At 72.0% G+C, this 24886-nt stretch carries 24 protein-coding genes and 1 tRNA gene; 13 read left to right on the top strand and 12 right to left on the bottom strand.

Going from position 1 to position 24886, the window contains the following annotated elements:
• Genes ACQP2P_RS44590 through ACQP2P_RS44580 form a run of 3 tightly spaced genes read right to left on the bottom strand, consistent with a single transcriptional unit; the run spans nt 1 to nt 2335 of the window.
• The gene (locus ACQP2P_RS44590; protein WP_433611545.1) at nt 1-1290 is read right to left on the bottom strand and encodes a hypothetical protein; all 1290 of its coding nucleotides are present in this window, start codon (nt 1288-1290) and stop codon (nt 1-3) included.
• Between the two features lies 1 nt (nt 1291).
• On the bottom strand, nt 1292-1786 hold the full coding sequence (locus ACQP2P_RS44585) for a SigE family RNA polymerase sigma factor (protein ID WP_433611543.1): 495 nt from the start codon (nt 1784-1786) through the stop codon (nt 1292-1294).
• A 48-nt stretch (nt 1787-1834) separates the two neighbouring features.
• The gene (locus ACQP2P_RS44580; RefSeq protein WP_433611541.1) at nt 1835-2335 is read right to left on the bottom strand and encodes a GNAT family N-acetyltransferase; all 501 of its coding nucleotides are present in this window, start codon (nt 2333-2335) and stop codon (nt 1835-1837) included.
• 90 nt (nt 2336-2425) lie between these two features.
• Here ACQP2P_RS44580 and ACQP2P_RS44575 point away from each other — a divergent pair, with 90 nt between their 5' ends.
• From ACQP2P_RS44575 to ACQP2P_RS44550, 6 genes are read left to right on the top strand one after another with little or no spacing between them, the layout of a single operon-like run.
• On the top strand, nt 2426-2671 hold the full coding sequence (locus ACQP2P_RS44575; RefSeq protein WP_350620558.1) for an acyl carrier protein: 246 nt from the start codon (nt 2426-2428) through the stop codon (nt 2669-2671).
• Nucleotides 2655-3395 carry an SDR family NAD(P)-dependent oxidoreductase gene (locus tag ACQP2P_RS44570; protein ID WP_433611539.1) on the top strand — a complete coding sequence of 247 codons (741 nt, stop codon included), beginning with the start codon at nt 2655-2657 and terminating at the stop codon, nt 3393-3395. The genes ACQP2P_RS44575 and ACQP2P_RS44570 overlap by 17 nt, the downstream gene beginning before the upstream one ends.
• Nucleotides 3392-4744, top strand: a complete 1353-nt coding sequence (locus ACQP2P_RS44565) for an AMP-binding protein (RefSeq protein ID WP_433611537.1) — start codon at nt 3392-3394, stop codon at nt 4742-4744. The genes ACQP2P_RS44570 and ACQP2P_RS44565 overlap by 4 nt, the downstream gene beginning before the upstream one ends.
• On the top strand, nt 4741-5790 hold the full coding sequence (locus tag ACQP2P_RS44560; protein WP_433611535.1) for an acyl-protein synthetase: 1050 nt from the start codon (nt 4741-4743) through the stop codon (nt 5788-5790). The genes ACQP2P_RS44565 and ACQP2P_RS44560 overlap by 4 nt, the downstream gene beginning before the upstream one ends.
• 8 nt (nt 5791-5798) lie before the next feature.
• On the top strand, nt 5799-7022 hold the full coding sequence (locus ACQP2P_RS44555; RefSeq protein ID WP_433611533.1) for an acyl-CoA reductase: 1224 nt from the start codon (nt 5799-5801) through the stop codon (nt 7020-7022).
• Between the two features lie 19 nt (nt 7023-7041).
• Nucleotides 7042-7971 (top strand): glycosyltransferase family 2 protein, encoded by a 930-nt coding sequence (locus ACQP2P_RS44550; RefSeq protein ID WP_433611531.1) that lies wholly within the window; start codon nt 7042-7044, stop codon nt 7969-7971.
• A 64-nt stretch (nt 7972-8035) separates the two neighbouring features.
• Here the strand turns inward: ACQP2P_RS44550 and ACQP2P_RS44545 are convergent, their stop codons facing one another.
• The 7 genes from ACQP2P_RS44545 to ACQP2P_RS44515 form a co-directional block, all read right to left on the bottom strand.
• A complete protein-coding gene (locus ACQP2P_RS44545; protein ID WP_433611529.1) occupies nt 8036-8797 on the bottom strand; it encodes a 2-phosphosulfolactate phosphatase in 762 nt (253 codons plus the stop codon).
• Nucleotides 8798-8803: 6 nt separating this feature from the next.
• Nucleotides 8804-11182: a phosphoribosylformylglycinamidine synthase subunit PurL gene (gene purL / locus ACQP2P_RS44540; RefSeq protein ID WP_433611527.1), complete on the bottom strand. Its 2379-nt coding sequence runs from the start codon at nt 11180-11182 to the stop codon at nt 8804-8806.
• Nucleotides 11179-11859 carry a phosphoribosylformylglycinamidine synthase subunit PurQ gene (gene purQ, locus ACQP2P_RS44535; protein WP_433611525.1) on the bottom strand — a complete coding sequence of 227 codons (681 nt, stop codon included), beginning with the start codon at nt 11857-11859 and terminating at the stop codon, nt 11179-11181. Before purQ ends, purL begins: the two co-directional genes overlap by 4 nt.
• Nucleotides 11856-12122 carry a phosphoribosylformylglycinamidine synthase subunit PurS gene (gene purS / locus ACQP2P_RS44530; RefSeq protein ID WP_433611523.1) on the bottom strand — a complete coding sequence of 89 codons (267 nt, stop codon included), beginning with the start codon at nt 12120-12122 and terminating at the stop codon, nt 11856-11858. Before purS ends, purQ begins: the two co-directional genes overlap by 4 nt.
• 178 nt (nt 12123-12300) lie before the next feature.
• Entirely contained in the window at nt 12301-13743 is a 1443-nt protein-coding gene (purB, locus tag ACQP2P_RS44525) for an adenylosuccinate lyase (RefSeq protein WP_433611521.1), read from the bottom strand.
• Nucleotides 13744-13756: 13 nt separating this feature from the next.
• Nucleotides 13757-15352 (bottom strand): hypothetical protein, encoded by a 1596-nt coding sequence (locus ACQP2P_RS44520; RefSeq protein WP_433611519.1) that lies wholly within the window; start codon nt 15350-15352, stop codon nt 13757-13759.
• Between the two features lie 29 nt (nt 15353-15381).
• Entirely contained in the window at nt 15382-16680 is a 1299-nt protein-coding gene (locus ACQP2P_RS44515; protein WP_433611517.1) for an acetyl-CoA C-acetyltransferase, read from the bottom strand.
• Nucleotides 16681-16771: 91 nt separating this feature from the next.
• Between ACQP2P_RS44515 and ACQP2P_RS44510 the strand changes: the two genes are divergently transcribed.
• From ACQP2P_RS44510 to ACQP2P_RS44490, 5 genes are read left to right on the top strand one after another with little or no spacing between them, the layout of a single operon-like run.
• Nucleotides 16772-18085, top strand: coding sequence for a 3-oxoacyl-ACP reductase (locus ACQP2P_RS44510; protein ID WP_433611515.1), 1314 nt, complete (start codon nt 16772-16774; stop codon nt 18083-18085).
• Nucleotides 18085-18942 (top strand): MaoC family dehydratase, encoded by an 858-nt coding sequence (locus ACQP2P_RS44505; protein ID WP_433611513.1) that lies wholly within the window; start codon nt 18085-18087, stop codon nt 18940-18942. The genes ACQP2P_RS44510 and ACQP2P_RS44505 overlap by 1 nt, the downstream gene beginning before the upstream one ends.
• Before the next feature lie 4 nt (nt 18943-18946).
• Nucleotides 18947-21163, top strand: coding sequence for a hypothetical protein (locus ACQP2P_RS44500; protein WP_433611511.1), 2217 nt, complete (start codon nt 18947-18949; stop codon nt 21161-21163).
• A 15-nt stretch (nt 21164-21178) separates the two neighbouring features.
• Complete coding sequence (gene rffA / locus ACQP2P_RS44495; protein ID WP_433611509.1) at nt 21179-22363, top strand: dTDP-4-amino-4,6-dideoxygalactose transaminase; 1185 nt, start codon at nt 21179-21181, stop codon at nt 22361-22363.
• On the top strand, nt 22360-22761 hold the full coding sequence (locus ACQP2P_RS44490) for a GtrA family protein (protein ID WP_433611507.1): 402 nt from the start codon (nt 22360-22362) through the stop codon (nt 22759-22761). Before rffA ends, ACQP2P_RS44490 begins: the two co-directional genes overlap by 4 nt.
• Here the strand turns inward: ACQP2P_RS44490 and ACQP2P_RS44485 are convergent.
• A complete protein-coding gene (locus ACQP2P_RS44485; RefSeq protein ID WP_433611505.1) occupies nt 22758-23492 on the bottom strand; it encodes a hypothetical protein in 735 nt (244 codons plus the stop codon). The genes ACQP2P_RS44490 and ACQP2P_RS44485 overlap by 4 nt on opposite strands.
• A gap of 324 nt (nt 23493-23816) precedes the next feature.
• On the opposite strand from ACQP2P_RS44485, the gene ACQP2P_RS44480 reads away from it, so the two are divergent.
• Both ACQP2P_RS44480 and ACQP2P_RS44475 read left to right on the top strand, forming a co-directional pair.
• Nucleotides 23817-24107 carry a hypothetical protein gene (locus tag ACQP2P_RS44480; RefSeq protein WP_433611503.1) on the top strand — a complete coding sequence of 97 codons (291 nt, stop codon included), beginning with the start codon at nt 23817-23819 and terminating at the stop codon, nt 24105-24107.
• Nucleotides 24104-24400, top strand: coding sequence for a ribbon-helix-helix protein, CopG family (locus tag ACQP2P_RS44475; protein WP_433611501.1), 297 nt, complete (start codon nt 24104-24106; stop codon nt 24398-24400). The genes ACQP2P_RS44480 and ACQP2P_RS44475 overlap by 4 nt, the downstream gene beginning before the upstream one ends.
• A gap of 342 nt (nt 24401-24742) precedes the next feature.
• On the opposite strand, the gene ACQP2P_RS44470 is transcribed toward ACQP2P_RS44475, so the two are convergent.
• Nucleotides 24743-24833: transfer RNA gene (locus tag ACQP2P_RS44470), tRNA-Ser, on the bottom strand.
• Between the last annotated feature and the right edge of the window lie 53 nt (nt 24834-24886).

Here is a 24886-nt window from a genome sequence, read left to right as displayed (position 1 = left end):
CTAGTGGCAGTTCCAGACCACGGCCTGGAAGGTGTTGCTGTCCCTCCAGGCCTGGCCGGCGATGGTGCGGCCGTCGTCGCTGATGGTCGCCGGCGTGTTGGGCCGGTCCTTGCCGGGGTTCAGGATCGCCGGGAGGACGATGCGCTGGTCCTCGGCCAGCAGCACGCCCCGGCCGGCCGCGGTGTTCCCGATCGTGAAGCCCATGCCGTTGACCGCCGTGGCCCTGTCGAGGCCGGTCAGCACCTCGACCGTGTTCGTCAGCATGTTCCAGCGGACCGGCCGGGGGGTCGGGGAGTACAGCCCCGTGATGCCGACCGCCCAGCCCGCCCGGGCGTCGTAGACGATCGAGCTCGGCCCGGGCTTCGGGCCGCCGCTCGGTGAGGTCGGCGTGCCCGGTGGCAGCGGCAGCTGCCGGCCCGTGCCGTCCGGCGCCCAGGTGTAGGGCAGCTCCCGGGTGCCGAAGGTCACCGAGCCGAAGACGCTGCCCCAGTCGTCCATGGCCCGAACCTGGCCGCCCGTCGCCCCCGCCGGCAGTGGCAGGTCCACGGGGGGCGCCCCGGTGTCGCGCCACACCGTCGGGCGGCCGCCCGGGCCGTCCGAGCCGCGGCTGCCGGCCACCTCGCCGACGCCGTTGATCGCGACGGCGTGCGCGTGCTCGCCGCCGGGCAGCCGCTTCACCTGGTCGTCGGCGCCGAGCAACCAGGCGGTCTCCGTGCCGTTGACCAGAGAGTCGCCGACCGCCTCGCCGTTGTTGTTGACCGACTGGATCCGGGGCTCGTCGCCCTCGAACGCGAGGAGGGCGGGCTGGCCGGCGCGCCAGCGCACCACCTGCTTCTCGCCGTCGGCGCGGTAGAGCAGCCCGAAATGCACCTTGCCGTTCGGCGAGCCGGCGGTCACCAGCGTCGACTCCCCGCCCGACGACGGAGACGGCAGCTCGTGGGCCGTGCAGCTGGTGGGCGGCTCGGCGAACGGCGGCGCCTCCAGCGAGCGCCTGGCCGTCGGGCCCGGGGTGCCGGTGTTCGGGTTGACCGGATGTTCGCTCGCGACCGCCGTCGGGTCGAGGCCGGGCGGCGCGCTCTCGTTCCGGGTCAGGGCCAGCGCGGCCGGCACCGCGACCGCCATCGCGGCGGCGACGGCGATTCCGCCCACGAGCGCGGCCCGGCGGGCCGCGCGCCGGCGGCGGCCGTCGCGCATGGCGATCGCGACGTCGACGCGGGGCGGGCGCGGGGGCTCGGGGGACAGGCCGGCCCGGAACAGGTCGCCGGCGTTGTGCTCGTTCAGTTCCACCATGTCAGCGCTCCTCGGTCAGGGCGGCGACCGTCTGCTCGCCGAGCAGTTTGCGCAGGGCCGTCAGGCCGTGTGAGGTCTGGCTCTTCACCGTGCCTTCGCGGACGCCGAGGATCTCGGCCACCTCGGCGACGGGCAGGTCGTAGAAGAACCGCAGCACCAGCACCGCCTGCTGGCGGCGGGGCACGCGGGCGAGAGCCTGACGCACGGCCGTCCGCTCGTCCCGGTCGTCCTCGGGCGAGATGCGTTCGGGAGGCGCCGCGAACAGCCGCACCCGAGACCAGGCCAGTCGGCGCTCGTCGATGAACGTGTTGACGAGCATGCTGCGGACGTAGCGATCCAGGTGCTCCGCCCGCCGCACCTTCGACCACTTCACGTAGAGCGTGGTGATGGTCTGCTGCACCAGGTCGTCGGCGCGGTGCGCGTCGCCGCTGAGCACGAAGGCGAGGCGGTGCAGGGCCGGCAGCCGGGCCGTGACGTACTCGACGTAGTCGTCCATCCCTACCTCCCAGGAATTTGTCCTCCCTGAGACGGGTGCGGACGACGGTCAGGTTGTACGCGACTTCTCCGTCCACACGACGAGCTGCTCGGTGCCGTCGATCTCGGTGGTGTACCGCCGCGACGGCACCTCCACGAAGCCGAAGCGCTTGTGCAGCGCGATGACCGGCTTGTTCCACGCGAGCGTACGGCCGCCGAACGCGCGCAGGTCCATCTCCCCGAACGCGTAGGCGACCGCCGCCTTCTCCAGCTCCATCCAGGCCGGCAGCAGCTCACCGCGCGCCTCGAGGCCGTCGACGTCGAGGAAGAAGCCCCATTCGGCGGTACCGGCGGCCGGATCGTGATCGTTGAAGGTCACGACGCCGCAGTCCCGCCCCCGATAGGAGAAGATCAGCACGCGCCGGGCCGGGTCCGAGCACACGTTGCCCCACCACTGGGCGTGCCCCTCGGGCGTGATGAACGCCGTGTGGATGCTCGCACCCCTGGTCTTCGGGTGGTTTCGCCAGCTCCGGATCGTCTCCACGTCGGACTCGCGGGCCTCGCGCAGCACCTTCGGGACCTCCTGGGTCGTTGAACCGCATGACGATCCGTACAACTCGCGCACCACCCTCAGGGATGCGCCGACCCCGAAGGACCGCCGATGAGCAACCTCGACCGTCTCCGCGCCGCGTTCCGCACGGCGCTCGGGCTGCCGGAGGACCTCGACGTCGACCGGCTGGAGTACCGCGGCATCGAGCAGTGGGACTCGCTGGCGCACCTGACGCTGATCGCCGAGATCGAGGACGCCTTCGACGTCATGATCGACACCGACGAGGTCATCGACCTGAGCTCCTTCGACAAGGCCGTCGAGATCCTGGGGAAGCACGACGTTGCGCTCGCCGGCTGACCACACGCGGGTCGCCCTGGTCACCGGCTCGTCCCGCGGGATCGGCCGGGCGGTCGCCGCGGCCCTGGCCGCCGAGGGCTACCAGCTCGCGCTGCACGGGCGCGAGGAGGGCTCGGCCAAGGCCACGGCCGAGGCGATCCCGGGCGAGCACCTGCTCGTGCACGGCGACGTGAGCCGCCCCGGCGACGTGGCCGACATGGTCCGCGCCGTCTTCGAGCGCCACCGCCGCCTCGACGCGCTGGTCGTCAACGCGGGCGTGCACGAGGCTGGGCTGCTCGGGATGATGGGCGCCGAGGCCGTCGACCGGCTCTTCGCCGTGAACGCGGCCGGCGCCGCGCACACGCTGCAGGCGGCGGTGAAGCTGCTGCGGCGCGGTACGGCGCCCGCCGTCGTGCTCCTCGCATCCGTCATGGGCACGTCCGGCGCCGCGGGCCAGGCGGTCTACGGCGCCTCCAAGGCCGCCGTCGCCGGGCTCGCGCGGGCCGCGGCCAAGGAGCTCGGGCCCGCGGGCATCCGCGTCAACGCGGTCGCGCCCGGGTTCGTCGAGACCGACATGCTCGCCTCGCTCGACGAGACCGGGCGGGCCGAGCGGATCGCGGCGACCCCGCTGCGCCGCCTGGGCCGGCCCGAGGAGGTCGCCGACGTGGTCGCGTTCCTGCTCTCGCCGAAGGCCCGGTTCGTCACCGGCCAGGTGATCGGCGTCGACGGAGGGGTGGTCGTATGACGACCCTGCGCCACCCGAACGCGCGGATCATCGACGCGGCGACCGGGGACGTCGTGCGGGAGCTGGTGCGGCCGGGGCTCTTCGACGGCGTCCCGCCCGGCGTGGTGCTCCTGCGCATGCCGACCACGGTGGAGGCCGTGGTCCGGTACGTGACCGCCTTCGAGACCGGGCGCCCCGTCGCGCTGCTCGACCCCGGGCTGCCGGACGAGACCCTGCTTGAGTTCGTCGACCGCTTCGAGCCGGCCGCCGTCTTCGGGCCCGTCGCCGAGGAGCTGCCGAAGTCGTACCAGGCCGTCGCCGACGGCTGGGTGCGCGAGACGCCCCCGGAGACCGCGCCCCACCCGGACCTCGCGGTGCTGCTGGCCACGTCCGGCTCGACGGGCGACCCGAAGCTGGTGCGGCTGTCGCGCCGCGCGGTCCTGGCCAACGCCGACTCGATCATCGAGGCGCTCGGGATCACCGGGGCCGAGGTCGCGATCAGCGCGCTGCCGTTCTACTACAGCTACGGCATGTCCGTGCTCAACACCCACCTGGCCGCCGGGGCCACGCTGGTCGTCGAGCCCGAGGGGCTGCTCGGCCGCGGGTTCTGGCCCGCCGTCGACGGCCTCGGGGTGACCTCGCTGGCGTTGGTGCCGTCGCAGTACGAGATGCTGGTCCGCCTGCGCTTCGACCCCGCCCGGCACCCGGCGCTGCGCACGCTCACCCAGGCCGGCGGCCGGCTGCGCCCGGAGCTCGTCCGCGACTTCCACGAGCGGATGGCCTCGGTCGGCGGGCGGCTGTTCGTCATGTACGGCCAGACGGAGGCCGCCCCGCGCCTCACCACGCTCCCGGCCGGCCGCCTCGGCGAGAAGCTCGGCTCGGTCGGCCCCGCGGTCCCCGGCGGGCGGCTGAGCATCCGGCTCGAGGACGGCACCGAGACCACCGCGCCGGACGTGCGCGGCGAGGTGCTCTACCGCGGCCCCAACGTGATGCTCGGCTACGCCGAGACCGCGGCCGACCTCGCGCGCGGGGACGACCACGGCGGCCTGCTCGTGACCGGCGACCTGGGGCGGCTCGACGCGGACGGGTACCTCTGGATCGACGGGCGCCGCAGGCGCTTCGGCAAGGTCTTCGGGGTGCGGCTCAACCTCGACGACGTCGAGCGGATGCTGCCCGTGCCGGCCGCGGCCGTCTCCGGCGACGACAAGCTGGTCGTCTTCGTCACCGACGGGGAGCCGCCGCACCTGCGCCGGACCCTGGCCGACCGGCTCAAGCTGCACTGGACCGGCTTCGACGTGCGCCCGATCGAGGCCCTGCCGCTGCTGAGCAACGGCAAGGTCGACTACCGCGCGCTGGAGGGTCTGCGATGACCGTCTTCACGCTGCCGGAGCTCGAGAAGGAGGCGCGGCTGCTGCCGCGGCTCATCGAGCTGACCGAGCGGCACCGGGCGCGGGGCTCCGCGTACGCCAACATCCTCGCCGCGACCGGGCACCCCACCGGCCGCGTGTACCGCGACACCGCCGAGCTGCCCTGGCTGCCGGTCCGGCTGTTCAAGACCCACGCGCTCAAGAGCATCCCCGACGACGAGGTGTTCAAGGTCCTCACCTCCAGCGGGACCACCGGCGACGTGAGCCGGATCTACCTCGACAAGGCGGCCGCCGCCGCGCAGACCCGGATGCTCGGCGAGACCCTGCAGACCGTGCTGGGCCCGCGCCGGCTGCCGATGCTCGTGGTCGACACCAAGTCGGTGATCAAGGACCGGCGCTCGTTCAGCGCCCGGGGCGCGGGCGTGCTGGGCATGGCCACGTTCGGCCGGGACCACGTCTGGGCCCTGGACGAGGCCGGGCGCCCCGACGCCGACGCGGTCCGCGGTTTCCTGGCGGCGCACGGGGACGGGCCGTTCCTGGTGTTCGGCTTCACCTTCATGGTGTGGCAGTACCTCTACGAGCTCGCCCGCGACCACCGGCTGGACCTGGCCAACGGGATCCTCGTGCACTCGGGCGGGTGGAAGAAGCTCGCCGATCGCCGGGTCGGCAACGCCGAGTTCCGCCGCGCCTTCCGCACCGACACGGGCCTGACGCGCATCCACAACTTCTACGGGATGGTGGAGCAGATCGGGGTCGTCTACCTCGAGGGGCCCGACGGCGACTCGCTGTACTGCCCCGACTTCGCCGACGTCGTGATCCGCGACCCCGACACCTGGGAGCCGCTGCCGCCCGGCCGCCCCGGGCTGGTCGAGGTGCTCTCGACGCTGCCGGAGTCGTACCCCGGCCACGTCCTGCTCACCGAGGACCTCGGCGTGGTCCACGGCATCGACGACGGGGCCTGGCCCGGGAAGCGGTTCTCGATCCTGGGCCGCCTGCCCCGGGCCGAGGCTCGGGGCTGCAGCGACACGTTCGTGGGGGCAGTCGTTTGAGCCAGTTCATGGTGAAATTTCCGCATTTTTCGGCCGGCGTCGGCCTGGACACGCTCCTGACCGACGTCAACGCCGAGCCGCCGGGCGGGCGCCTGGTCGTCGGCGACGAGCGCATCCGCGACTTCCTCGTCGCGTTCTCCCGCCGCCTGCTGCGCCCCGACGTGGCGCGACGCCACCCGGAGCTGGGCTCGCTCGGCTTCTTCCTGCGCAAGGGCGAGCTGGCGCGGGCGGTGGCCCGCCTCGGCGACGGCGTGGCCGGCCAGCGCCGGGCCCCCCGCGGCCTCGTGCTGCACTTCCCGCCGGCGAACGTGGACACGATCTTCGTGTACAGCTGGGCGCTCTCCGCGCTGGCCGGCAACCACAACGTGGTGCGCATCTCCAGCCGCTCGGCCGGCGCGGCCGACGCGGTGCTGGAGGCGCTCAACGACGTGCTCGCCGATGCCGATCCGGCCGTGGCGCAGACGCAGCGGATGGTGACGTACGAGCGCGACGACACCCTGACCGCGGCCCTCAGCGCGGCGTGTGACCTGCGGGTGCTCTGGGGCGGGGACGCCTCGGTGACCGCGCTGCGCCGCCACCCGATCCGCCCGCTGGCGCGCGAGCTGGCCTTCCCGGACCGCAGCTCGTTCGCGGCGATCTCGGTCGCCGGCTGGCGCGCGGCCACGGCACAGCAGCGGCGCGCGGCGGTCGCCGGGTTCGCCAACGACCTTTACTGGTTCGACCAGGCCGCGTGCTCCTCGCCGCGGGACCTGTGCTGGGTGGGCGAGCCCGCGGACGCCGAAGACGCCCGCGCCGAGTTCACGGGCCTGCTGGCCGAGGAGATCTCGCTGCGCAAGTGGACGGTCGATCCGGCCATGGCGGTGGAGAAGTACGTGGCCACCTACGGGCTGGCCGCCGAGGGCGCCGCGACCCGGGTCACGTTCGCCGGCAACGCGCTGGCCGAGGTGGAGCTGGCCGGCCTGGAGGAGCTGCAGCGCGGCTGGCTCGGCGCCGGCACGGTCTGCCACGTCACCGTCGGCTCGCTCGCCGAGCTCGCCCCGGCGATCCGGCGCAAGGACCAGACCCTCGCGCACTTCGGCTTCACGCTCGCCGAGCTCGACGACTTCGTCACCCTCGTGGCCGGGCGCGGCCTGGACCGGATCGTGCCGTTCGGCCAGGCGCTGACCTTCGCCGGCGTCTGGGACGGCCTCGACCTGCTGCACGAGTTCACCCGCATCATCACGGTCGCTTGATTTCTTTTTGGAGCTCCGCGTGTCCGTCTCCGTCGTCGTCCCCTGCTACCGCTCGGCGAGCATCCTGCCGCGGCTCGTCCAGCGGCTGGACGCGGTCCTGCCGGCGATCGACCCGGTGCACGAGATCATCCTCGTGGTCGACAGCACCGACGCCACCTGGGACGTCGCCCGCGACCTGGCCGCCGAGCACCCCCACGTGCAGGCGATCCGGATGGCCCGCAACTACGGCCAGCACAACGCGCTCATCGCCGGCATCCGGGCCGCGTCCTGCGAGCGGATCATCACCATGGACGACGACCTGCAGCACCCGCCGGAGGAGCTGCCCAAGCTCGTCGCCGCGCTGACCGACGACCTCGACGTGGTCTACGCGGTCTCCGAGGCCGAGGAGCACGGGATGCTGCGCAACCTCAGCTCGTGGGGCGCCAAGAACCTGGTGATGGGCCGCACCATGGGCATCCCGAACGCGGACGTGCTCGGGGCGCTGCGCATCTTCCGCACCTTCCTGCGGTCCGGCTTCGACCAGGTGAGCGGCCCGCACGTGTCCGTGGACATCGTGCTGTCGTGGACCACCACCCGGGTCGGCTCGGTCGTGGTACGCATGGACCAGCGCACCGAGGGGCGGTCGGGCTTCACGTTCCGGTCGCTCATGAAGCACGCGATCAACATGATCCTCGGCTACTCGACGAAGCCGCTGCGGCTCGTGACGTACCTGGGCTTCCTCATCGGCGTCTGCGGGGTGCTGCTCACCGCGCGCCTGGTGTGGCTCTACTTCACCGGGGACACGAAGGTCGCCGGGTTCACGACGCTCGCCTCGCTGATCACGATCTTCTCGTCGGCGCAGATGATCGGGATCGGGGTGCTGGGGGAGTACCTCGGGCGCGTACACGCCCACGGCATGGGCCGCCCCACGTACGTGGTCCGCGAACACTTCCTGAAGAGCGAGGGTTAGGCGCTCGACGGCCGTCCTGGCGGCCACCGGCGGGCTTGAGCGGCCTTGCTGCTGCGGAACAGCGCTAAGAGGCGGGGGCGAAGGACTCGCCGTCGGTCATGATGGGGATGGTGTCGGAGACGCCGGACTGGGAGGCCAGGCGGACGTCCGCGGCGAAGCCTCGCTGGATGAGCTCCTGGCCGCTCACGCAGCGGCGGACGGCCGCGGGCACGTTGCGGACCGACGCGAGGGCCGCTAGGGACACGGCGGCCTCGACGGAGAGCGGGGCGCCGAGCATCGACAGGCCGTCCAGGACCGCGGCGGCGCCGAGGAGGTCCTCCACGCAGGGGCGCAGGGTGCCGTCCGGCCAGAGTTCGCCGGCCGCGATGACGCCGACGGCGCTGGTTGGGGTGCCGTGGCCGTGGGCGTGCAGCCAGCGGGCGACGGCGGGGGCGTTGCGCAGGCACGCGGCCACCACGGGGACGCCCGTCGAGGCGGCGGCGGAGCAGATGGTGGCGCCGTTGGGAGAGGGCAGCACGAGTTGGTCGACCAGCGGCGCGGTCTGCAAGGTCGCGGGCGAGAGGCTCCACGGCTGTTCGGCGGTGGTCTGCTGGCGGCCGACGGCGACGGCGGCGCCCAAGCGGGTCGCGTACGCGTGGGCCTGGTCGCTCCAGGGGAACGGGTGGACGCGGATGCCCCGGCTCACCGCGACGTCCACCGCGGTCGAGAAGGACAGCACGTCCACCACCACCAGGACCGAGCAGACGCGGGACAGCTCGGCCGCGCCCGCTGGGCCCCAGTCGAAACGGGCGCCCGAGCCGGGCTGGCTGTGGACGCCCTCCGCCATTCGAGGTCAGGTTTCGTCGGTGTCTAGCGGGGCGTGCGGCACCTCGGGCGCCTCGACCTTCTCGAAGACGCTGTCGAACTCCGGCGCCGGGGCGCGGTAGGCCGGGGCCTCCGTCGACACCTCGCCGAACAGCGACGGCAGGGTGCCCATCCAGGCGGAGCGCAGCTCGTCGAGGGCGATCGTGAACTGGCCGCGGATGTCCAGCGTGCGGCTGCGGCCGTCGACCGAGCCGATCACCGTGGCCGGGAGGCCGTGCTGCGCGCACAGGGCGGTGAACGCCTTCTCGTGGCCGCGGGGCACGGACACCAGGGCCCGGGCCGTCGACTCCGAGAAGAGGGCGACGAACGGGTTCAGGCCCTCGGGCAGGTTGATGTTCGCGCCGCAGTCGTAGCGCAGGGTGGCCTCGACCAGGGCCTGAGCCAGGCCGCCGTCGGAGAGGTCGTGCGCGCTGGACAGGTGGCCGCGCTCGCCGGCCTCGGTCAGGACCGAGGCCAGGATGCGCTCGCGGGTCAGGTTCACGCGCGGGGGCAGGCCGCCGAGGTGCTCGTGGGTCACCCACGCCCACTCGGAGCCCGAGAGCTCCTCCGTGGTCTCGCCCAGCAGCACGATCAGGTCGCTGTCGCCGCCGAAGCCCATCGGGATGCGGCTGCCGACGTTGCCCAGGATGCCCAGGACGCCCACGACCGGGGTCGGGTGGATGGCCTGCGCGCCGGTGGAGTTGTAGAAGGAGACGTTGCCGCCGGTGACCGGGATGCCCAGCTCCGCGCAGCCGTCGGCCAGGCCGCGAACGGCCTCGGCGAACTGCCACATGACCTGCGGGTCCTCCGGCGAGCCGAAGTTGAGGCAGTTGGTCACGGCGAGCGGGGTGGCGCCGGACGCGGCCACGTTGCGGTAGGCCTCGGCGAGCGCCAGCTTGGCCCCGTTGTAGGGGTCGAGGCGGGCGAAGCGCGCGTTGCCGTCCACGGACAGGGCGACGCCGAGGCCGCTCTGCTCGTCGATGCGGATCACGCCGGCGTTCTCGGGCTGGGCGAGGATCGTGTTGCCCTGCACGTATCGGTCGTACTGCTCCGTCACCCAGCTCTTGTCGCACAGGTTCGGGCTGGCGGCCAGCCGCAGGAGGGTCTCGCGCAGCTCGACACCGGTGCGCGGGCGGGGCAGCGTCTCGGCGCGGTCGGCCTGCAGCAGGATGAGGTCCGCGGGCTCGCGCATCGGCCGGGCGTACACCGGGCCGTCGTCGACCAGCGACCCCGGCGGCACGTCGACGACGGTCTCGCCCTTCCAGGTGATGACCAGCCGGCCGGTGTCGGTGACGGTCCCGATCGCGGTGGCGATGACGCCCCAGCGCTCGGCGACGCGCAGCACCTCCTCGAGCTTGGCCGGGTCGACGATGAGCAGCATGCGCTCCTGCGACTCGCTGGCCAGCACCTCCTGCGGGTCCATCGAGGCCTCGCGCAGCGGCACCGTGTCGAGGTTGATGTCCATGCCGGTGCCGGCGGAGGCGCTGGTCTCGGTCAGGGCGCAGGTCAGACCCGCGCCGCCGAGGTCCTGCACGCCGACGATCAGGTCCCGCTCGTACAGCTCCAGGCAGCTCTCGATGAGCAGCTTCTCGATGAACGGGTCGCCGACCTGCACCGAGGGGCGCCGGGCCGGGCCGTCGGCGTTGAAGGTCGCGCTGGCCAGCACCGACACGCCGCCGATGCCGTCGCGCCCGGTCTTCGCGCCCAGGAGCACGACGATGTTGCCGGGGCCGTGCGCCTCCTTGTTCTGCAGGCGGTTGACCGGCAGCACGCCCACGCAGAGCGCGTTGACCAGCGGGTTGCCCTGGTAGCAGGGGTCGAAGACGACCTCGCCGCCGATGTTGGGCAGGCCGAGGCAGTTGCCGTAGCCCCCGACGCCGGCCACGACCCCGGGCAGGACGCGCTTGGTGTCCTCGTGGTCGGCGGCGCCGAAGCGCAGCGGGTCCATCACCGCGACCGGGCGGGCGCCCATGGCGAGGATGTCCCGGACGATGCCGCCGACGCCCGTGGCCGCGCCCTGGTACGGCTCGACGAAGCTCGGGTGGTTGTGCGACTCGACCTTGAAGGTGACCGCGATCTCGTCGGAGATGCGGATCACGCCCGCGTTCTCGCCGATGCCCGCGAGCATCAGGTCGGACTTGGGGGCCTTCTCGCTGAACTGGCGCAGGTGGACCTTGCTGCTCTTGTACGAGCAGTGCTCACTCCACATGATCGAGTACATCGCCAGCTCCGACGTGGTCGGGCGGCGGCTCAGGATCGAGCGGATGCGCTGGTACTCGTCCTCGCGCAGACCCAGCTCCTCGTAGGGCTGCTCGGTGTCCGGAGTCTTGGCGGCCTCATCGACGGTGTCGAACGTTTCCGCGGTCATACACGGGCTCCAAGGTGAGCGAGCACGGACGTGAAGATGCCCAGCCCGTCGATCGAGGGACCGGTCAGCACCTCCACCGCGTGCTCCGGGTGGGGCATGATCCCGACGACGTTGCCGGCTGCGTTGCTGATCGCCGCGATGTCGTGCAGCGAACCGTTGGGGTTTCCGCGGACGTACCGCGCGACGACCCGCCCCTCCGCCTCGAGCTCGTCCAGGGTCCGCGTGTCGGCCATGTAGCAGCCCTCACCGTTCTTGACCGGGATGACGATCTCCTGGCGCGGCTGGAAGCCGACCGTCCACGCGGTCGTGTTGTTCTCGATCCGCAGGCCCTGGTCGCGGTTGCGGAAGTGCAGGTGCTGGTTGCGCGTGAGCGCGCCCGGCAGCAGGTGGGCCTCGCAGAGCACCTGGAAGCCGTTGCAGATGCCGAGCACGGGCAGCCCCTCGCCGGCCGCCTTCACGATCGAGTCCATGACCGCGGAGAAGCGGGCGATGGCGCCGGCGCGCAGGTAGTCCCCGTAGGAGAAGCCGCCTGGCAGGATGACGGCGTCCACGCCGTAGAGGTCGCCGTCGGCGTGCCACAGCGGGATGGCCGCGGCGCCGGCGAGGTGCACGGCCCGGGCGGCGTCGCGGTCGTCGAGCGAACCGGGGAACGTGACGACCCCAATGCGGGCGGTCACTGCTCCTCGACCTCCGCCGGCTCGGGCTGCTCCTCGACCCGCAGGGTGAAGTCCTCGATCACGGGGTTGGCGAGCAGCTTGTCGGCGATGTCACGGGCGCGGTCGAGGTCCGCGGCGCCCGCGAACTCGATCTCGATCCGCTTGCCGATGCGCACGGAGGCGACATCGTCCACGCCGAGACGCGGAAGCGCGTTCGCGACAGCCTGACCCTGCGGGTCGAGGATCTCCGGTTTGAGCATGACGTCCACCACGACGCGGGCCACGGGGCACTCCTGACGTTGAGTCGGGCGCTCGAGGGCGAGCGACACGAGCCTACCGGGCGGGGCTCCGCCGCAGATCACCGCCCGTGTCACACGGGTTCGGACGACCGCGCGGCGAAGCCCTAGAGAACATCGCCCGACTCGCATCTTACCGATCCGCCGAGATGCCCAAGATCGACGCTCAGAGGATGGGAGGTGGCACGTAGGCGCCCGCCGAGGGGTTGGCCGCCACGATCGCCGAGACCTGCTCGACAATGGCCGCCACCTGGGCCGATGCCGCTCCGACGAACGCCGACGGGTCGGCCACGAGGGCTTGCACTTCGCCCGTGGACAGCCGCAGCCGCTCGTCGCCGGCCAGCCGGTTGAGGAGGTCATTGTCCTGGATGCCCTTTTCGCGCATGGCGAGCGCCACGGCGACGGCGTGCTCCTTGATGGCTTCGTGAGCATCCTCACGGCCGACGCCGCGACCGACGGCGGCGACGAGGACCCGGGTGGTGGCCAGGAAGGGCAGGTACCGATCCAGCTCCCGCGCCACGACCGCCGGATATGCGCCGAACTCGTCCAGTACCGTCAAAAACGTCGCAAACAACCCGTCGACCGCGAAGAACGCGTCCGGCAGCGCCACCCGCCGCACGACCGAGCACGACACGTCGCCCTCGTTCCACTGGTCGCCGGCCAGCTCGCCGACCATCGACAGGTAGCCGCGCACGATCACCGCGAGGCCGTTGACCCGCTCGCAGGAGCGCGTGTTCATCTTGTGCGGCATCGCCGACGAGCCGACCTGGCCCGCCTTGAAGCCCTCGGTGACCAGCTCGTAGCCGGCCATCAGGCGGATCGTGGTGGCCAGGCTCGACGGGCCGGCGACGGCCTGGGCCAGCGCGGACACCACGTCGAAGTCCAGCGAGCGCGGGTACACCTGGCCGACGCTGGTCAGCACGCTGCGGAAGCCCAGGTGCTCGGCCACCTTGCGCTCCAGCTCGGCGACTTTTCCGGCGGCACTGCCCGCGTCGCCGCCGAAGAGGTCGAGCTGGTCGGCCGCGGTGCCGACCGGGCCCTTGATGCCGCGCAGCGGATAGCGCTCGATCAGCTCGTCCAGGCGGCGGTACGCGATGAGCAGCTCCTCGGCCGCGGAGGCGAAGCGCTTGCCGAGCGTCGTGGCCTGCGCGGGCACGTTGTGCGAGCGGCCGACCATGACCAGCTCGTCGTACTGCTTCGCCCGCGCCGCGAGCCGGGCCAGCGTCGCCACCATCCGGTCCCGGACCAGCTCCAGGGAGATGCGGATCTGCAGCTGCTCGACGTTCTCGGTGAGGTCGCGGGAGGTCATGCCCTTGTGGATGTGCTCGTGCCCGGCCAGCTCGGAGAACTCCTCGATGCGGGCCTTCACGTCGTGCCGGGTGACCCGCTCGCGCTCGGCGATCGAGACCAGGTCGACGTCGTCGAGGACCCGCTCGTAGGCCTCGACGACCCCGTCCGGCACCGCCACGCCGAGGTCGCGCTGGCCCTTGAGCACGGCGAGCCAGAGCCGGCGCTCGAGCCGGAGCTTCTCCTCGGGCGACCAGACCTCGACCAGCTCGGGCGAGGCGTAACGGGCGGCGAGCACATCGGGAATCCGCGCTTTCTTCACGCCTCCATTGTGACTACGTCCGCGGGGGGTGATCACGCTCGGGCCGACCGTAGTGCAGGGCGACACGGTCGGCGTACAGCAACTGGGCCGCCAGCCCGAGCACCAGCAACAGCAGCAGCATGGGCAGCGGCAGGAGCCGGGCCAGCGGCAGCTCGTCCAGGTGGCGGCCGTACTGCTGCATCGTGACCATCACCGCGTAGATCCCGGTCGGATGGGTCCTGGTGCCGTTGACGTACGGCCACAGGGCGTCCTGCGCCTGCACGAACCAGGTCACCAGGTAGGCGATCCCGAGCATCGGCAGCCCGGGCCAGATCACCGACCACCACGAGGCCGGCCGCCCCTCCTGGTGCAGCACCTCGCGGCGCAGCGCCTGGCCGCGGAACAGCATCGCCAGCAGGATGAGCGCCGGGATGGTCACCCGCGACGGCGGGACGAGGGCGAGGAAGGTGTTGAGCCGGCCCGCGGTCGCCCCCGCGGCGTACTCGCGCAGCACGAGCGGCCCGGCCCCGACGAACAGGAACAGGCCGAACGGGAGCAGGAGCAGCTCGCTGTAGCGGCCGAGGGGGCGCAGGCCGCTGATGCCGAACGCGGCCAGCCCGGCCACGCTCACCCCGATGAGCGTGGCGATCAGCGGCGGCAGCCACGTGTTGGCGAAGGTCGCCGGGAGCTTGTCGTTGTCGTCGGTGATGCGGCTCAGCCAGGGCCAGATCCCGAGCAGCGTGACGACGAGCACGATGAGCAGCAGGCCGCCCAGCGGGCCCCAGCCCCAGGCGCGCCCCTCGCGGGCGGTCGCCGTGACTTGACCGGTGACTTGGCCGGTGGCTTGGCCGGTGACTTGGAAGCGCAGGTTGGTCACGATGATCAGGACGGTCGCGGCGACGCCCAGCAGCATCAGGGGCACCAGCAGCACCGACGAGATCGCGGTGGCGACGCCGAAGTTGAAGTTGACGAAGCCATACCGCGTCATCTGCAGAACCGGCGTGGCCTCCTGGAAGACCTGCGCGAACGCGAACTCTTGCAGGACCAGGCCGAGCACGGTCAGCACGGCCAGCAGCCCGCCGACGATCACCCCGGGCCACGGGCTGCGACCGCTGCGGAAAGCGGCCAGGTAGAGCAGGGCGGCGGCCGCCGTGACCACGCCGAAGGTGCCCAGCCAGAAGGCCGAGAGCTGGGAGTGCCCGTCGGCGAAGTGCGCGACCGCGATGCCGAACGGCGTGAACGCCACGAGCGGGAAGGTCAGCAGACCGCGGGCGACCCAGCGGCCGGTGCGGCCGGTGTTCTCGGCGGCCCAGGCCACGGCCGGGGCGACGAGGAGCACGGCCAGCAGCGGCAGGAGCGCGAGCAGCAGCGTGGTGCCGATCGCGCCGCCCAGCCCGTTCTCGAAGGCCTTGCGGTAGTTGTCGAACCCGACGGATTCGCCCGTCGCGCCGCCGGCGAGCGTGCGCAGGCCGCTGAACCGGTTGAACGAGCTCTTGAAGGTCCAGAACACGGGCTCGACGTAGGAGGTGATGAGCAGCACCAGCGCCGGGAGCACCAGCACGAGGCCGACGACCACCTGCCAGGCGGGTCGGGGGGTGGCCGGGCGCAGCATCGTCGGCTGGACGGTCATGCCGACGATGCTATGGGCCCGGAGCACTTTCAGCGCGTCAAGATGGCCGTGACCCCCTGGCCGCCGGCCGCGCAGATGGAGATCAGGCCGCGTCCGGAGCCCCGTTCGGCCAGCAGTTTCGCGAGCGTGGCCACGAGCCGGCCGCCGGTCGCGGCGAAGGGGTGCCCGGCCGCCAGGGACGAGCCGTTCACGTTGAGCTTCGCGCGGTCGATCGCGCCCAGCGGCTCGTCGAGGCCGAGGCGCTCGGCGCAGAACCGCGGGTCCTCCCAGGCCTTGAGGGTCGCCAGCACCTGCGAGGCGAAGGCCTCGTGGATCTCGTAGAAGTCGAAGTCCCGCAGCGTCAGGCCGGTGCGGGCCAGGAGCCGGGGCACCGCGTACGCCGGGGCCATGAGCAGCCCGTCCTGCCCGCTCACGAAGTCCACGGCGGCCGTCTCGGTGGCCTCGAAGTACGCCAGCACCGGCAGTTTGCGCGCCTTCGCCCACGCCTGCGAGGCCAGCAGCACCACGGCGGCGCCGTCGGTGAGCGGGGTGGAGTTGCCGGCCGTCATGGTCGCGCCGGGGCCGCGCCCGTAGACCGGCTTGAGCGCGGCCAGCTTCGGCAGCGACGTGTCCGGGCGCAGGTTCTGGTCGCGGGAGAGGCCGAGGTAGGGCGTGACGAGGTCGTCGAAGAACCCGCGCTCGTAGGCGGCGGCGAGCCGCTGGTGCGAGGCCAGCGCCAGCTCGTCCTGCTCCTCGCGGCCGATGCCGAACTCGGCCGCGGTCAGCGCCGCGTGCTCGCCCATCGACAGCCCGGTGCGCGCCTCGGCGTTGCGCGGGATGTCCGGTTTGAGCTGCGCCGGGCGGAACCGGCTCACCGCGCGCAGCCGGGCGCCGAGCGAGCGGGACCGGTTGAGCTCCATCATGATCCGCCGGGCGTCCTCGTTGACGCCGAGCGGCGCGTCCGAGGTGGTGTCGACGCCGCCGGCGATGCCCACCTCGATCTGTCCGAGGGCGATTTTGTTGGCGACCAGGATCGCCGCCTCGAGCCCGGTTCCGCAGGCCTGCTGCACGTCGTAGGCCGGGGTCCGCGGGTCGAGCCGCGAGCCGAGCACGGATTCGCGTGTCAGGTTGAAGTCGCGGCTGTGCTTGAGCACCGCACCGGCGGCGACCTCACCCAGTCGCTCACCCGCGAGGCCGAAGCGGGCCACGAGCCCGTCTATGGCGGCGGTCAGCATGTCCTGGTTTGATGCAGTGGCGTAGGCGCTGCCCGAGCGGGCGAAGGGGATGCGGTTGCCGCCGACGATCGCGACCCGGACGGGGGGTTCCGAGGGGGTATTCGAGGGGGCCATCGGAGTCTCCTTCTCGACGGGGCAGGGCATTCTGGCGTTACCCTACTCGTGAGTAGGTTAGCGCGCGGAGTTGTGACTGGGGAGGCACGCAATGACCGATCGCTACGCGACCTTCGCCCACTCGGGCGCCGGGAAGTTCCTGGTCAGGCGCCTCGGCCTGCCGGATCCGCCGCCACTTCGCCGCTTCCGGGCCGGGGAGGGGTTCGGGCCGGTCACCCTCGGCGGTGACGGGCGCCTGGCCGAGCCGACCCGGCACATCCTCGACAAGCTGCCGACCGTCCTCGGCGACGGCGAGCGGCCCGCCGCGCTCATCTTCGACGCCACGGGCATCACCGGCAGCGCCGGACTGCGCGCGTTGTTCGACTTCTTCCACCCGGTGATCCGCTCCCTGCGCCCGTCGGGGCGGGTGATCGTGCTGGGCAGCCCGCCCGAGCTGTGCACGAGCGCCCGGGAGGCCACCGCGCAGCGGGCGCTCGAGGGGTTCGTGCGCTCGCTCGGCAAGGAGATCGGCCGCGGGTCGACGGCCCAGCTGGTCTACGTGGCGCCGGGCGCCGAGGAGGCGACCGAGTCCACCCTGCGCTTCCTGCTGTCGGGGCGCTCGGCCTACGTCTCCGGCCAGGTCATCCGCATCGGCCCCGCCACCGTGGACGTGCCCGACGACTGGGACCAGCCGCTCGTGGGCCGCACCGCGGTGGTCACCGGGGCCGCCCGCGGCATCGGCGCGGCCATCGCCGAGGTGCTCACCCGCGAGGGCGCGCACGTGGTCTGCCTCGACGTGCCCGCGGCCGGCGAGGAGCTGTCGCGGGTCGCCAACGAGCTGAAGGGCACCGCGCTACAGCTGGACCTGACCGCCGAGGACGCCCCGCGCCGGCTCGCCGACTTCATCGCCACGCGGCACGTGCACGCGGACATCTTCGTGCACAACGCCGGGATCACCCGGGACAAGACCCTCGGGCGCATGGATGAGGGGCAGTGGGCCTCCGTGATCGACGTGAACCTCGCCGGCCAGGAGCGCATCAACGACGTGCTGCTCGCCGAGAACCTGCTCGGCGGCAACGGCCGGATCGTCTCGGTCTCCTCGGTCTCCGGCATCGCCGGCAACCGCGGCCAGACGAACTACGCCACATCGAAGGCCGGCGTGATCGGGCTGGTGCAGGCCAGCGCGGGCGCGGTCGCCGAGCGCGGGCTCACGATCAACGCGGTCGCGCCCGGCTTCATCGAGACCAGGATGACCGCGGCCATGCCGCTGTTCGTGCGCGAGGGCGGCCGGCGGCTCAACAGCATGTCCCAGGGCGGCCTGCCGGTCGACGTGGCCGAGACGATCGCCTGGCTGGCCCACCCGGCGTCCGGCGGGCTCAACGGCAACGTCGTGCGGGTGTGCGGGCAGAGCCTCCTGGGGGCCTGATGGAGACCACGGTCCTCGCGGCGCCGCCCCGGCTCGGCCCGCTCTACCGCGCCGCCGCCCTGCGCCGGCCCAGCGGCGGCACGCTTCCCGAGCGGGAGCTGCGCCTCGACGAGGTGCGCGTGGACCTCGCGCACCTCGCGGAGTACGACCGGGTGTGCGGGTTCCGGCTGCGCGACGAGCTGCCGGCGACCTACCCGCACGTGCTCGCGTTCCCGCTCGCGCTCGCGCTCATGACGGCCGCGGACTTCCCGTTCCCGGTGCTGGGCGTGGTGCACGTGGCCAACGCGATCGAGGTCCTCCGCCCGCTGACGTCCTCGGACGCGTTCTCCCTGTCGGTACGCGCCGAAGACCTGCGCCCCCACGAGCGCGGCACGCAGTTCGACATGGTCGCGACCGCCGCGATCGCCGGCGAGCCGGTCTGGCGCGGGCGGTCGACGTATCTGCGCCGTGACGGCGGCGGGTCACCGCGCAAGGACGCGGCCGATCCCCCGCAGCCCCCGAAGCCCACCGCGGTCTGGCGCGTGCCGAGGCGGACGGGGACCGACTACGCGGCCGCGTCCGGGGACCGCAACCCGATCCACACGAGCCGCATCCTCGCCCGCGCGTTCGGCTTCCGCTCCACCATCGCGCACGGGATGTGGACCAAGGCCCGGTGCCTGGCCGCGCTCGAGGGCCGCCTGCCGGCGGCCTACGCGGTCTCGGTCCAGTTCAAGCGCCCGATCCTGCTGCCCGCGACCGTGGCGTTCTCGGCGGGCGACGGGCACATCGCCGTCCACGATCGGGGGACAGGGGCACCGCACCTCACCGGCACGATCGTTGAACCCCGCTGTGCAGACGCTGACGAGGGCGCCCGCTGAGCCCGTGAGCGCGGCGCCCAAGGGTGCGCTCTCCGTGCGGCTCACCGGCCCGGCCCTGCTGCTCGCGGCCGCGGTCGCGGTGCTGTGGTTCTACCGCGTGCCGCCCCTGAGCACCGCGCTGTTCGGGCTGTACGTCGCGCTCGGCATCGCGCTGCCGGGAACCCTCTGGTGGCGGCTGCTGCGCGGCGGGCCGTCCTGGTTCGGCGGGGACGTGGCCGCGGGGCTTGTCGTGGGGTACATCGGCGAGGTCTTCTGCTATGTCCTCGCCCGGCTCGCCGGGGCCCCGCTGCTGGTGCTGGTCTTCCCGCTGGGCACCGTCGCGCTCTTCGCCGCCGCGCCGGGCCTGCGGCGGCACCTGCGCCGCGACCCGCACGCCGAGCGCCCGCCCGCCCTGTGGGTGTGGGCGATGACCGCGCTCTCGGGGATCACGCTGGTCTGGAGCGTCAAGTTCTTCCGGGTGTACGGCCTGAGCTACCCCGCCAACGCCTCACCCGACACCGACAGCCCGTTCCACCTCGCGCTGGTGGGCGAGGCCAAGCACCACATGCCGATGACGATTCCGTGGATCCAGGGCGAGCCGCTGCTGTACCACTGGTTCGTCTACCCCGAGATGGCCGCGACGAGCTGGGTGACCGGCATCGAGCCCAACGTGCTGCTGCTGCGCCTGTCGATGCTGCCCATGCTCATGGCGTTCCCGGTGCTCGTCGCGCTGCTCGCCCGCCGGGTCATCGGCGGCTGGTGGCCCGGCGTCGCCGCGAGCGCCATGACGCTGCTCGTGCTCGCCCCCAACCCGTACCAGTGGCAGCTCAACGCCTTCTACCGCGACCTCGCCTTCAGCGGCTTCGACGACGGCGCCTACCTGCGCCAGACCGCGTGGACGGGCCCGACCCAGACCTTCGGCGCCCTGCTGTTCGTCCCGGTGCTGCTCGTGCTCGCCGATCTGCTCCAGGGCGCGGGCGGGCGGCGGCAGTGGGTGCTCTTCGCCGTGCTGCTCGCGGGCGTGACCGGCGGCAAGGCGACCTATCTGCCCCTGCTCGCCGCCGGCCTCGCCCTGCTCGTGCTGGTCAAACGGTTCCGCCACCGCGCGGCGCTGGTCGCGCTCGGCGTCACCGTCGCCGCGATCGTGGCCGCCCAGGTGCTGCTCTTCGGCTCCAGCAGCCAGGGCACGCGGCTGGCGCCGCTGACCGACGTGGCCACCGGGGGCATCGGGGTGACGACGGGCTTCAGCGCCGGCCGGGTTCCGTGGAAGCTGCTGGTGCTCGCCGGCCTGACGGTGCTGTGCTGGGCCGCGATGTGGGCGGGCATCGGACGGCTGCGCCACCCGTCGCCGGCCCTGATCGTGATGCTCGGCATCGGCATCGCGGGCGCGGCCGCGACGATGCTGCTGGGCCAGGACGGCGACTCCCAGCGCTACTTCCTCGAGTCGGCGCGGCCCTACCTGTGCATCGCCGCGGTCGCGGGCCTCTCCCGCTGGCGGGTGCTGACGGTCTCGGCCGTGGCCGGGGTGATCATCATCCAGGTCGTGCAGTCGCTCGGGCGGGACAGCATCCCCCGCAACGGCTCCGTCCGGGATCTGGTGCTGCCGTATGCGGCCCTGGCTCTGGTGCTCGCAGTCGCGTACGGGGTGACGAAATGTCGGCCGCTCCGCAACCGACATTTCGGACATTTCGTGGTATTAGGGCTGCTGCTGGGATTCGGGGTGAACACCAGCGTGCAGCACTTCGTGCTCATCGCGGCGGAGTCGCGGCAGAGCGGCCTGCGGGATGTGGTGCGCAGCCCGCGGTACATCAGCCAAGGCACGTTGGAAGCGGGTCGCTGGCTGCGGGACCACTCCAGCCCCGCGGACCTGGTCGCGACCAACGCGCACTGCCTGCCGTTCGACGGGCGGTGCAGCAATCTCCACTTCTCGATGACGGCGTACTCCGAACGCAGGATGCTCGTCGAGGGCTGGGGCTTCTCCACGACCGCGCACGAGCGCGCCGACGAGCTGGGCCTTTGGTCCGGCGCCGTGCCGTACTGGAAGCCCGAGGTGCTCGCCGCCAACGACGCCGTGTTCGCGGATCCGAACCCCGAAAATGTGGACGTTCTTCGCAATCGCTACCGAGTCCGGTGGCTGTTCGTTGATGAAACGCAGAGCAGCGTTTCGCCGCGACTTGCGACCTTTGCGAAGTTCCGCTTCCGGTCCGGGGTCTGCGTGGTGTACGAGCTGCCCCGTTCCTGACGTTAGGTAGGCGCTTTGAAGGCAACGAAGCAACTCGCCGTCCCGTTCAACAAGGGGTACCTGACCGGAGCCGAGCCCGCGTACCTCCAGCAGGCCATGGCGAACGGCCCGATGACCGGCGACGGCCCCTTCACCAAGCGCGCGAACCAGCTGCTGAACCAGATCATCGGCGCCCGCCACACCCTGCTGACGACCTCGTGCACGCACGCCCTGGACATGACCGCGCTGCTGCTCGACCTCGGCCCCGGCGACGAGGTCATCCTGCCCTCGTTCACCTTCTGCTCGACCGCGAACGCGTACGCCCTGCGCGGCGCCCGCCCGGTCTTCGTCGACTGCCGGGCCGACACCCTGAACATCGACGAGCGCCTGATCGAGGCGGCCGTCACGGACCGCACGCGGGCGATCGTCGTCGTGCACTACGCGGGCGTGGCGGCGGAGATGGACGCCATCATGGCCGTGGCCCGCCGCCACGACCTGGTGGTCATCGAGGACAACGCCCACGGCCTCGGCGGCACCTACCGCGGGCGCAACCTGGGCTCGATCGGCGAACTGGCTACGCAGAGCTTCCACGAGACCAAGAACGTCCACTGCGGCGAGGGCGGCGCGCTGATCCTGAACGACGACCGCTTCTATGACCGCGCCGAGATCATCAGGGAGAAGGGCACCAACCGCGGCCAGTTCTTCCGGGGCATGGTGGACAAGTACCGCTGGATGGACCTCGGCAGCTCCTACCTCCCCTCGGACCTGCTGGCCGCGTTCCTGACGGCCCAGCTGGAGCACTTCCCGCAGATCCAGCGCCGCCGCATGCACGTGTGGAACAGCTACCACAATCGCCTGGCCACGTGGGCCGTCGAGCACGGCGTGATCCAGCCGACGGTCCCGTCGGACAGGACCCACCCCGCGCACCTGTACTACCTGCTGCTGCCCGACCTGCAGAGCCGCTCGGCGATGCTGGGCCACCTGCTCGAGCAGGGCGTGCTCGGGACCTTCCACTACCAGCCCCTGCACCTGGCGCCCGCCGGCCAGAAGTACGGCCGCACCGACGGCTGCCCGGTGACGGAGGACGTGGCGGATCGCCTGCTGCGCCTGCCGCTCTACGCCGGCATGGACGACGACGACATCGACCTCGTCATCAGAGCGGTCGAGTCGTACCGCCCGGTGCGCCGAACCCCGCACCCGGCCGCGGCCTGCCCCAAGTGACCACGACGGTAGAACGAGTCCTGACCGACCGCCGCGTGCGATACGTGGCGGTCGGCGCGGTCTCCTCGGCGGTGTACTACGCCCTGTTCACCGCGATCTACCTGACCACCCGCGACCACCTGCACTACTTGGTCATCCCGGTCCTGGCCAACTTCGGCTGCGCCCTGGCGACCTATCCGCTGCAGCGCCGCTGGGTCTTCCAGTCGAAGGGCCCGGTGGTCGCGGGCTTCCTGAAGTTCTACGTGATCTGCCTGTGGGCCCTGCTCTTCACGTACGCGGGCCTGCCGCTGCTGGTGGAGCTGGTGCACATCCCGGTCCTGGTGGCGCAGGCCATCCTGATCGTGACGGCCCCTCTGATCAACTACCAGCTCAGCAAGTGGTGGGCCTTCCGCCGCTAGCCGACGTCGCAGTAGACCGCGATCTGCGTTCTGCGCGCCTCGATGCCGTCCGGCACGTGCCGCCCCGCGACCCGATCCCCGGCGTGGGTGCCGGCGCAGTACTCACCGTTGTAGGCAACGGCCTCGCCCCCGACGATGGCCCCGCCGGCATCGCGGTACACGATCGCGCCCCCGGAGGCCGAAAGCCCCCGACACGGCACCATTGCGAGGTTGGCGGGCAGCAGGAAGTCGGGCGGACCCGGCCCGTCGGACTCGGCGAGCACGTCGTAGCGGTGGAACAACGGGTTGTACCGCTCGACCTTCACCCAACGCCCACCCTGAACCACAGCGTCGACCCGCGCGACCGCGGCACCTTGCTCGGGCCGCACGTCGATCACCGCCCCGACCGGCAACCCAGCTCCGGGCAGCACGACGGGCACCGACCGCGGCGCGAGGGCGGCGACCTCCCGCCCACCGGCGTCGACGAGCCTGAAGCTCACCGTCGCCCGGTACGCGGCCGGCCCGGTCGCACGATTCGCCACGATCGCGCCGACGCTGAACGTCCACGGCCCGACCTTGCTCAGCCCCTGCTCCGCGACGACCAACGAGTTCACCGGCGGCGCGCCGGCGTCCCTCGGGGCCGAGGCGGAGCACCCGGCGGCCGTTGCCGACCGGGACCACCAGAACCAGACCGCACCACCGATCACCAGCGCGACGGCCATCATCGCGGCCCCGAAACGCCCCCGTGTCATGGCGTCCAGGCTTCGCCTCGCCGAGGCGCCGGACAAGGCCCAATTCGCGCCTGTGGATAACTCCGCGGATTGCCGCGCAAACGGCGCAAGTGATGTCCGCGGGCGCGGAGACGAGTTCGCAGCTCGGCGGTGGGCGCTCGCTCCTCGCGGCGGCGTCCGGTCTGCGCAGGCGGTACAGCTGGTGAGCTGCCCTGATGGCCCTGACGAGAGCATCGGTGACACTCCTCGGGCACGGGCACGGATGTCGCCCCTCCCGGGGGTGGACGGTGCAAATCTCCCCGATCGTGTGGCCATCGGAGTATTACCGGTAATACGATGCTGGTCGTGCGCGAGTTGCAGTGGCGGATGCCGCAGCCGGATGAGAGTCCGCAGGCGACCTTGAGGGATGGGCTGACCGTAGCGGACGTCGCCGAGGCCCTGGACCGCGACGAGCGGCTGCAGCTCCGGGAGCACAGCGACCTGTTGCTGCTCGTGGTGGCCGAGACGGACGCCCTTGTGCTCGTTCGGGTGTTGCTGGTGCGCAACGACGACTCGTTCGTCTGGCGGGTGCACAACGCGCGCGTGGCCAGCGCTGCCGACGGTAAGCAGTGGAAGCAGAGGGGAGATCAGCGATGACCGGGACGCCGGATTTCGAGCGGATGAGCAGGGACGAGATCGCAAACTGGCTGCTGGAGGCCGACGACATCACTCCGTGGCGCGAGTGGGCGAAGCCCTCAAGCCCGTCCGGGACTTTCGTCCAGGTCGACCCGTCCGGCGAGGCCGTCGAGCGGGTCGTGACGGTGAAGATGCCAAGCGACATGGTTGCGCGGCTGGACAGCGCCGCCGGCCGCGATCGAGCCGGCCGATCCGGCATCATCCGGGCCGCAGTCGAGGAGTACCTGGAACGGCACCAGGGGGAAGCTGCATAAGCCAAGCGATTGCTGCTGTCTGTAGCGCCCGCCGGTTTTGTCCAACCAGCCCTCGGCGACGGGCACCGTTGTACAACCCGCACGCCGTATGCCGTGACGTCTGGTCGGCTACGGCGTACAGCTCCTGCCTAGCCGTTGGGCCGGCGTGTAGCGGCTTCGCCCCTCTTTCTCTGCCGAAGACCGCCGCTGCGATCCGGCCAAGGCGCCCGGTACGAGAGCATGGCACGGGCACAACCGGTGAGCCGCAACGGTTACTGGTGAGACTGGGGGAGACGGCAGCCGGTCAACCGTAATGCTCGTTCGGCGGAGTCGGTACTGGTCAGCCAGATCTCGGCTGAGCTTTGGCGGAGGGCGTGGGATTCGAACCCACGGAGACGCGGAACGCCTCACCGGTTTTCAAGACCGGCGCCATCGGCCACTAGGCGAGCCCTCCAGCGCAACGACGCTAAGTGTGCCAGATCCCCGCCCACCCGCGACACGTCACCC

The sequence above is a fragment of the Dactylosporangium sp. CA-139114 genome, from assembly GCF_050955725.1.
Taxonomy (GTDB): domain Bacteria; phylum Actinomycetota; class Actinomycetes; order Mycobacteriales; family Micromonosporaceae; genus Dactylosporangium.
The sequence above is the reverse complement of the archived record's forward strand: the minus strand, read 5'-3'. Positions and strand labels throughout refer to the sequence as shown.

What these genes read in the sequence shown, in the direction of transcription:
- ACQP2P_RS44575 (WP_350620558.1), top strand. Translation starts at nt 2,426, where the DNA reads ATGAGCAACCTCGACCGTCTCCGCGCCGCGTTCCGCACGGCGCTCGGG.
- ACQP2P_RS44485 (WP_433611505.1), bottom strand. Translation starts at nt 23,492, where the DNA reads ATGACACGGGGGCGTTTCGGGGCCGCGATGATGGCCGTCGCGCTGGTG.
- ACQP2P_RS44505 (WP_433611513.1), top strand. Translation starts at nt 18,085, where the DNA reads ATGGAGACCACGGTCCTCGCGGCGCCGCCCCGGCTCGGCCCGCTCTAC.
- purL (WP_433611527.1), bottom strand. Translation starts at nt 11,182, where the DNA reads ATGACCGCGGAAACGTTCGACACCGTCGATGAGGCCGCCAAGACTCCG.
- ACQP2P_RS44545 (WP_433611529.1), bottom strand. Translation starts at nt 8,797, where the DNA reads ATGGCGGAGGGCGTCCACAGCCAGCCCGGCTCGGGCGCCCGTTTCGAC.
- ACQP2P_RS44475 (WP_433611501.1), top strand. Translation starts at nt 24,104, where the DNA reads ATGACCGGGACGCCGGATTTCGAGCGGATGAGCAGGGACGAGATCGCA.
- ACQP2P_RS44555 (WP_433611533.1), top strand. Translation starts at nt 5,799, where the DNA reads ATGGTGAAATTTCCGCATTTTTCGGCCGGCGTCGGCCTGGACACGCTC.
- ACQP2P_RS44590 (WP_433611545.1), bottom strand. Translation starts at nt 1,290, where the DNA reads ATGGTGGAACTGAACGAGCACAACGCCGGCGACCTGTTCCGGGCCGGC.
- ACQP2P_RS44585 (WP_433611543.1), bottom strand. Translation starts at nt 1,786, where the DNA reads ATGGACGACTACGTCGAGTACGTCACGGCCCGGCTGCCGGCCCTGCAC.
- ACQP2P_RS44510 (WP_433611515.1), top strand. Translation starts at nt 16,772, where the DNA reads ATGACCGATCGCTACGCGACCTTCGCCCACTCGGGCGCCGGGAAGTTC.
- ACQP2P_RS44565 (WP_433611537.1), top strand. Translation starts at nt 3,392, where the DNA reads ATGACGACCCTGCGCCACCCGAACGCGCGGATCATCGACGCGGCGACC.
- ACQP2P_RS44515 (WP_433611517.1), bottom strand. Translation starts at nt 16,680, where the DNA reads ATGGCCCCCTCGAATACCCCCTCGGAACCCCCCGTCCGGGTCGCGATC.
- ACQP2P_RS44520 (WP_433611519.1), bottom strand. Translation starts at nt 15,352, where the DNA reads ATGACCGTCCAGCCGACGATGCTGCGCCCGGCCACCCCCCGACCCGCC.
- ACQP2P_RS44560 (WP_433611535.1), top strand. Translation starts at nt 4,741, where the DNA reads ATGACCGTCTTCACGCTGCCGGAGCTCGAGAAGGAGGCGCGGCTGCTG.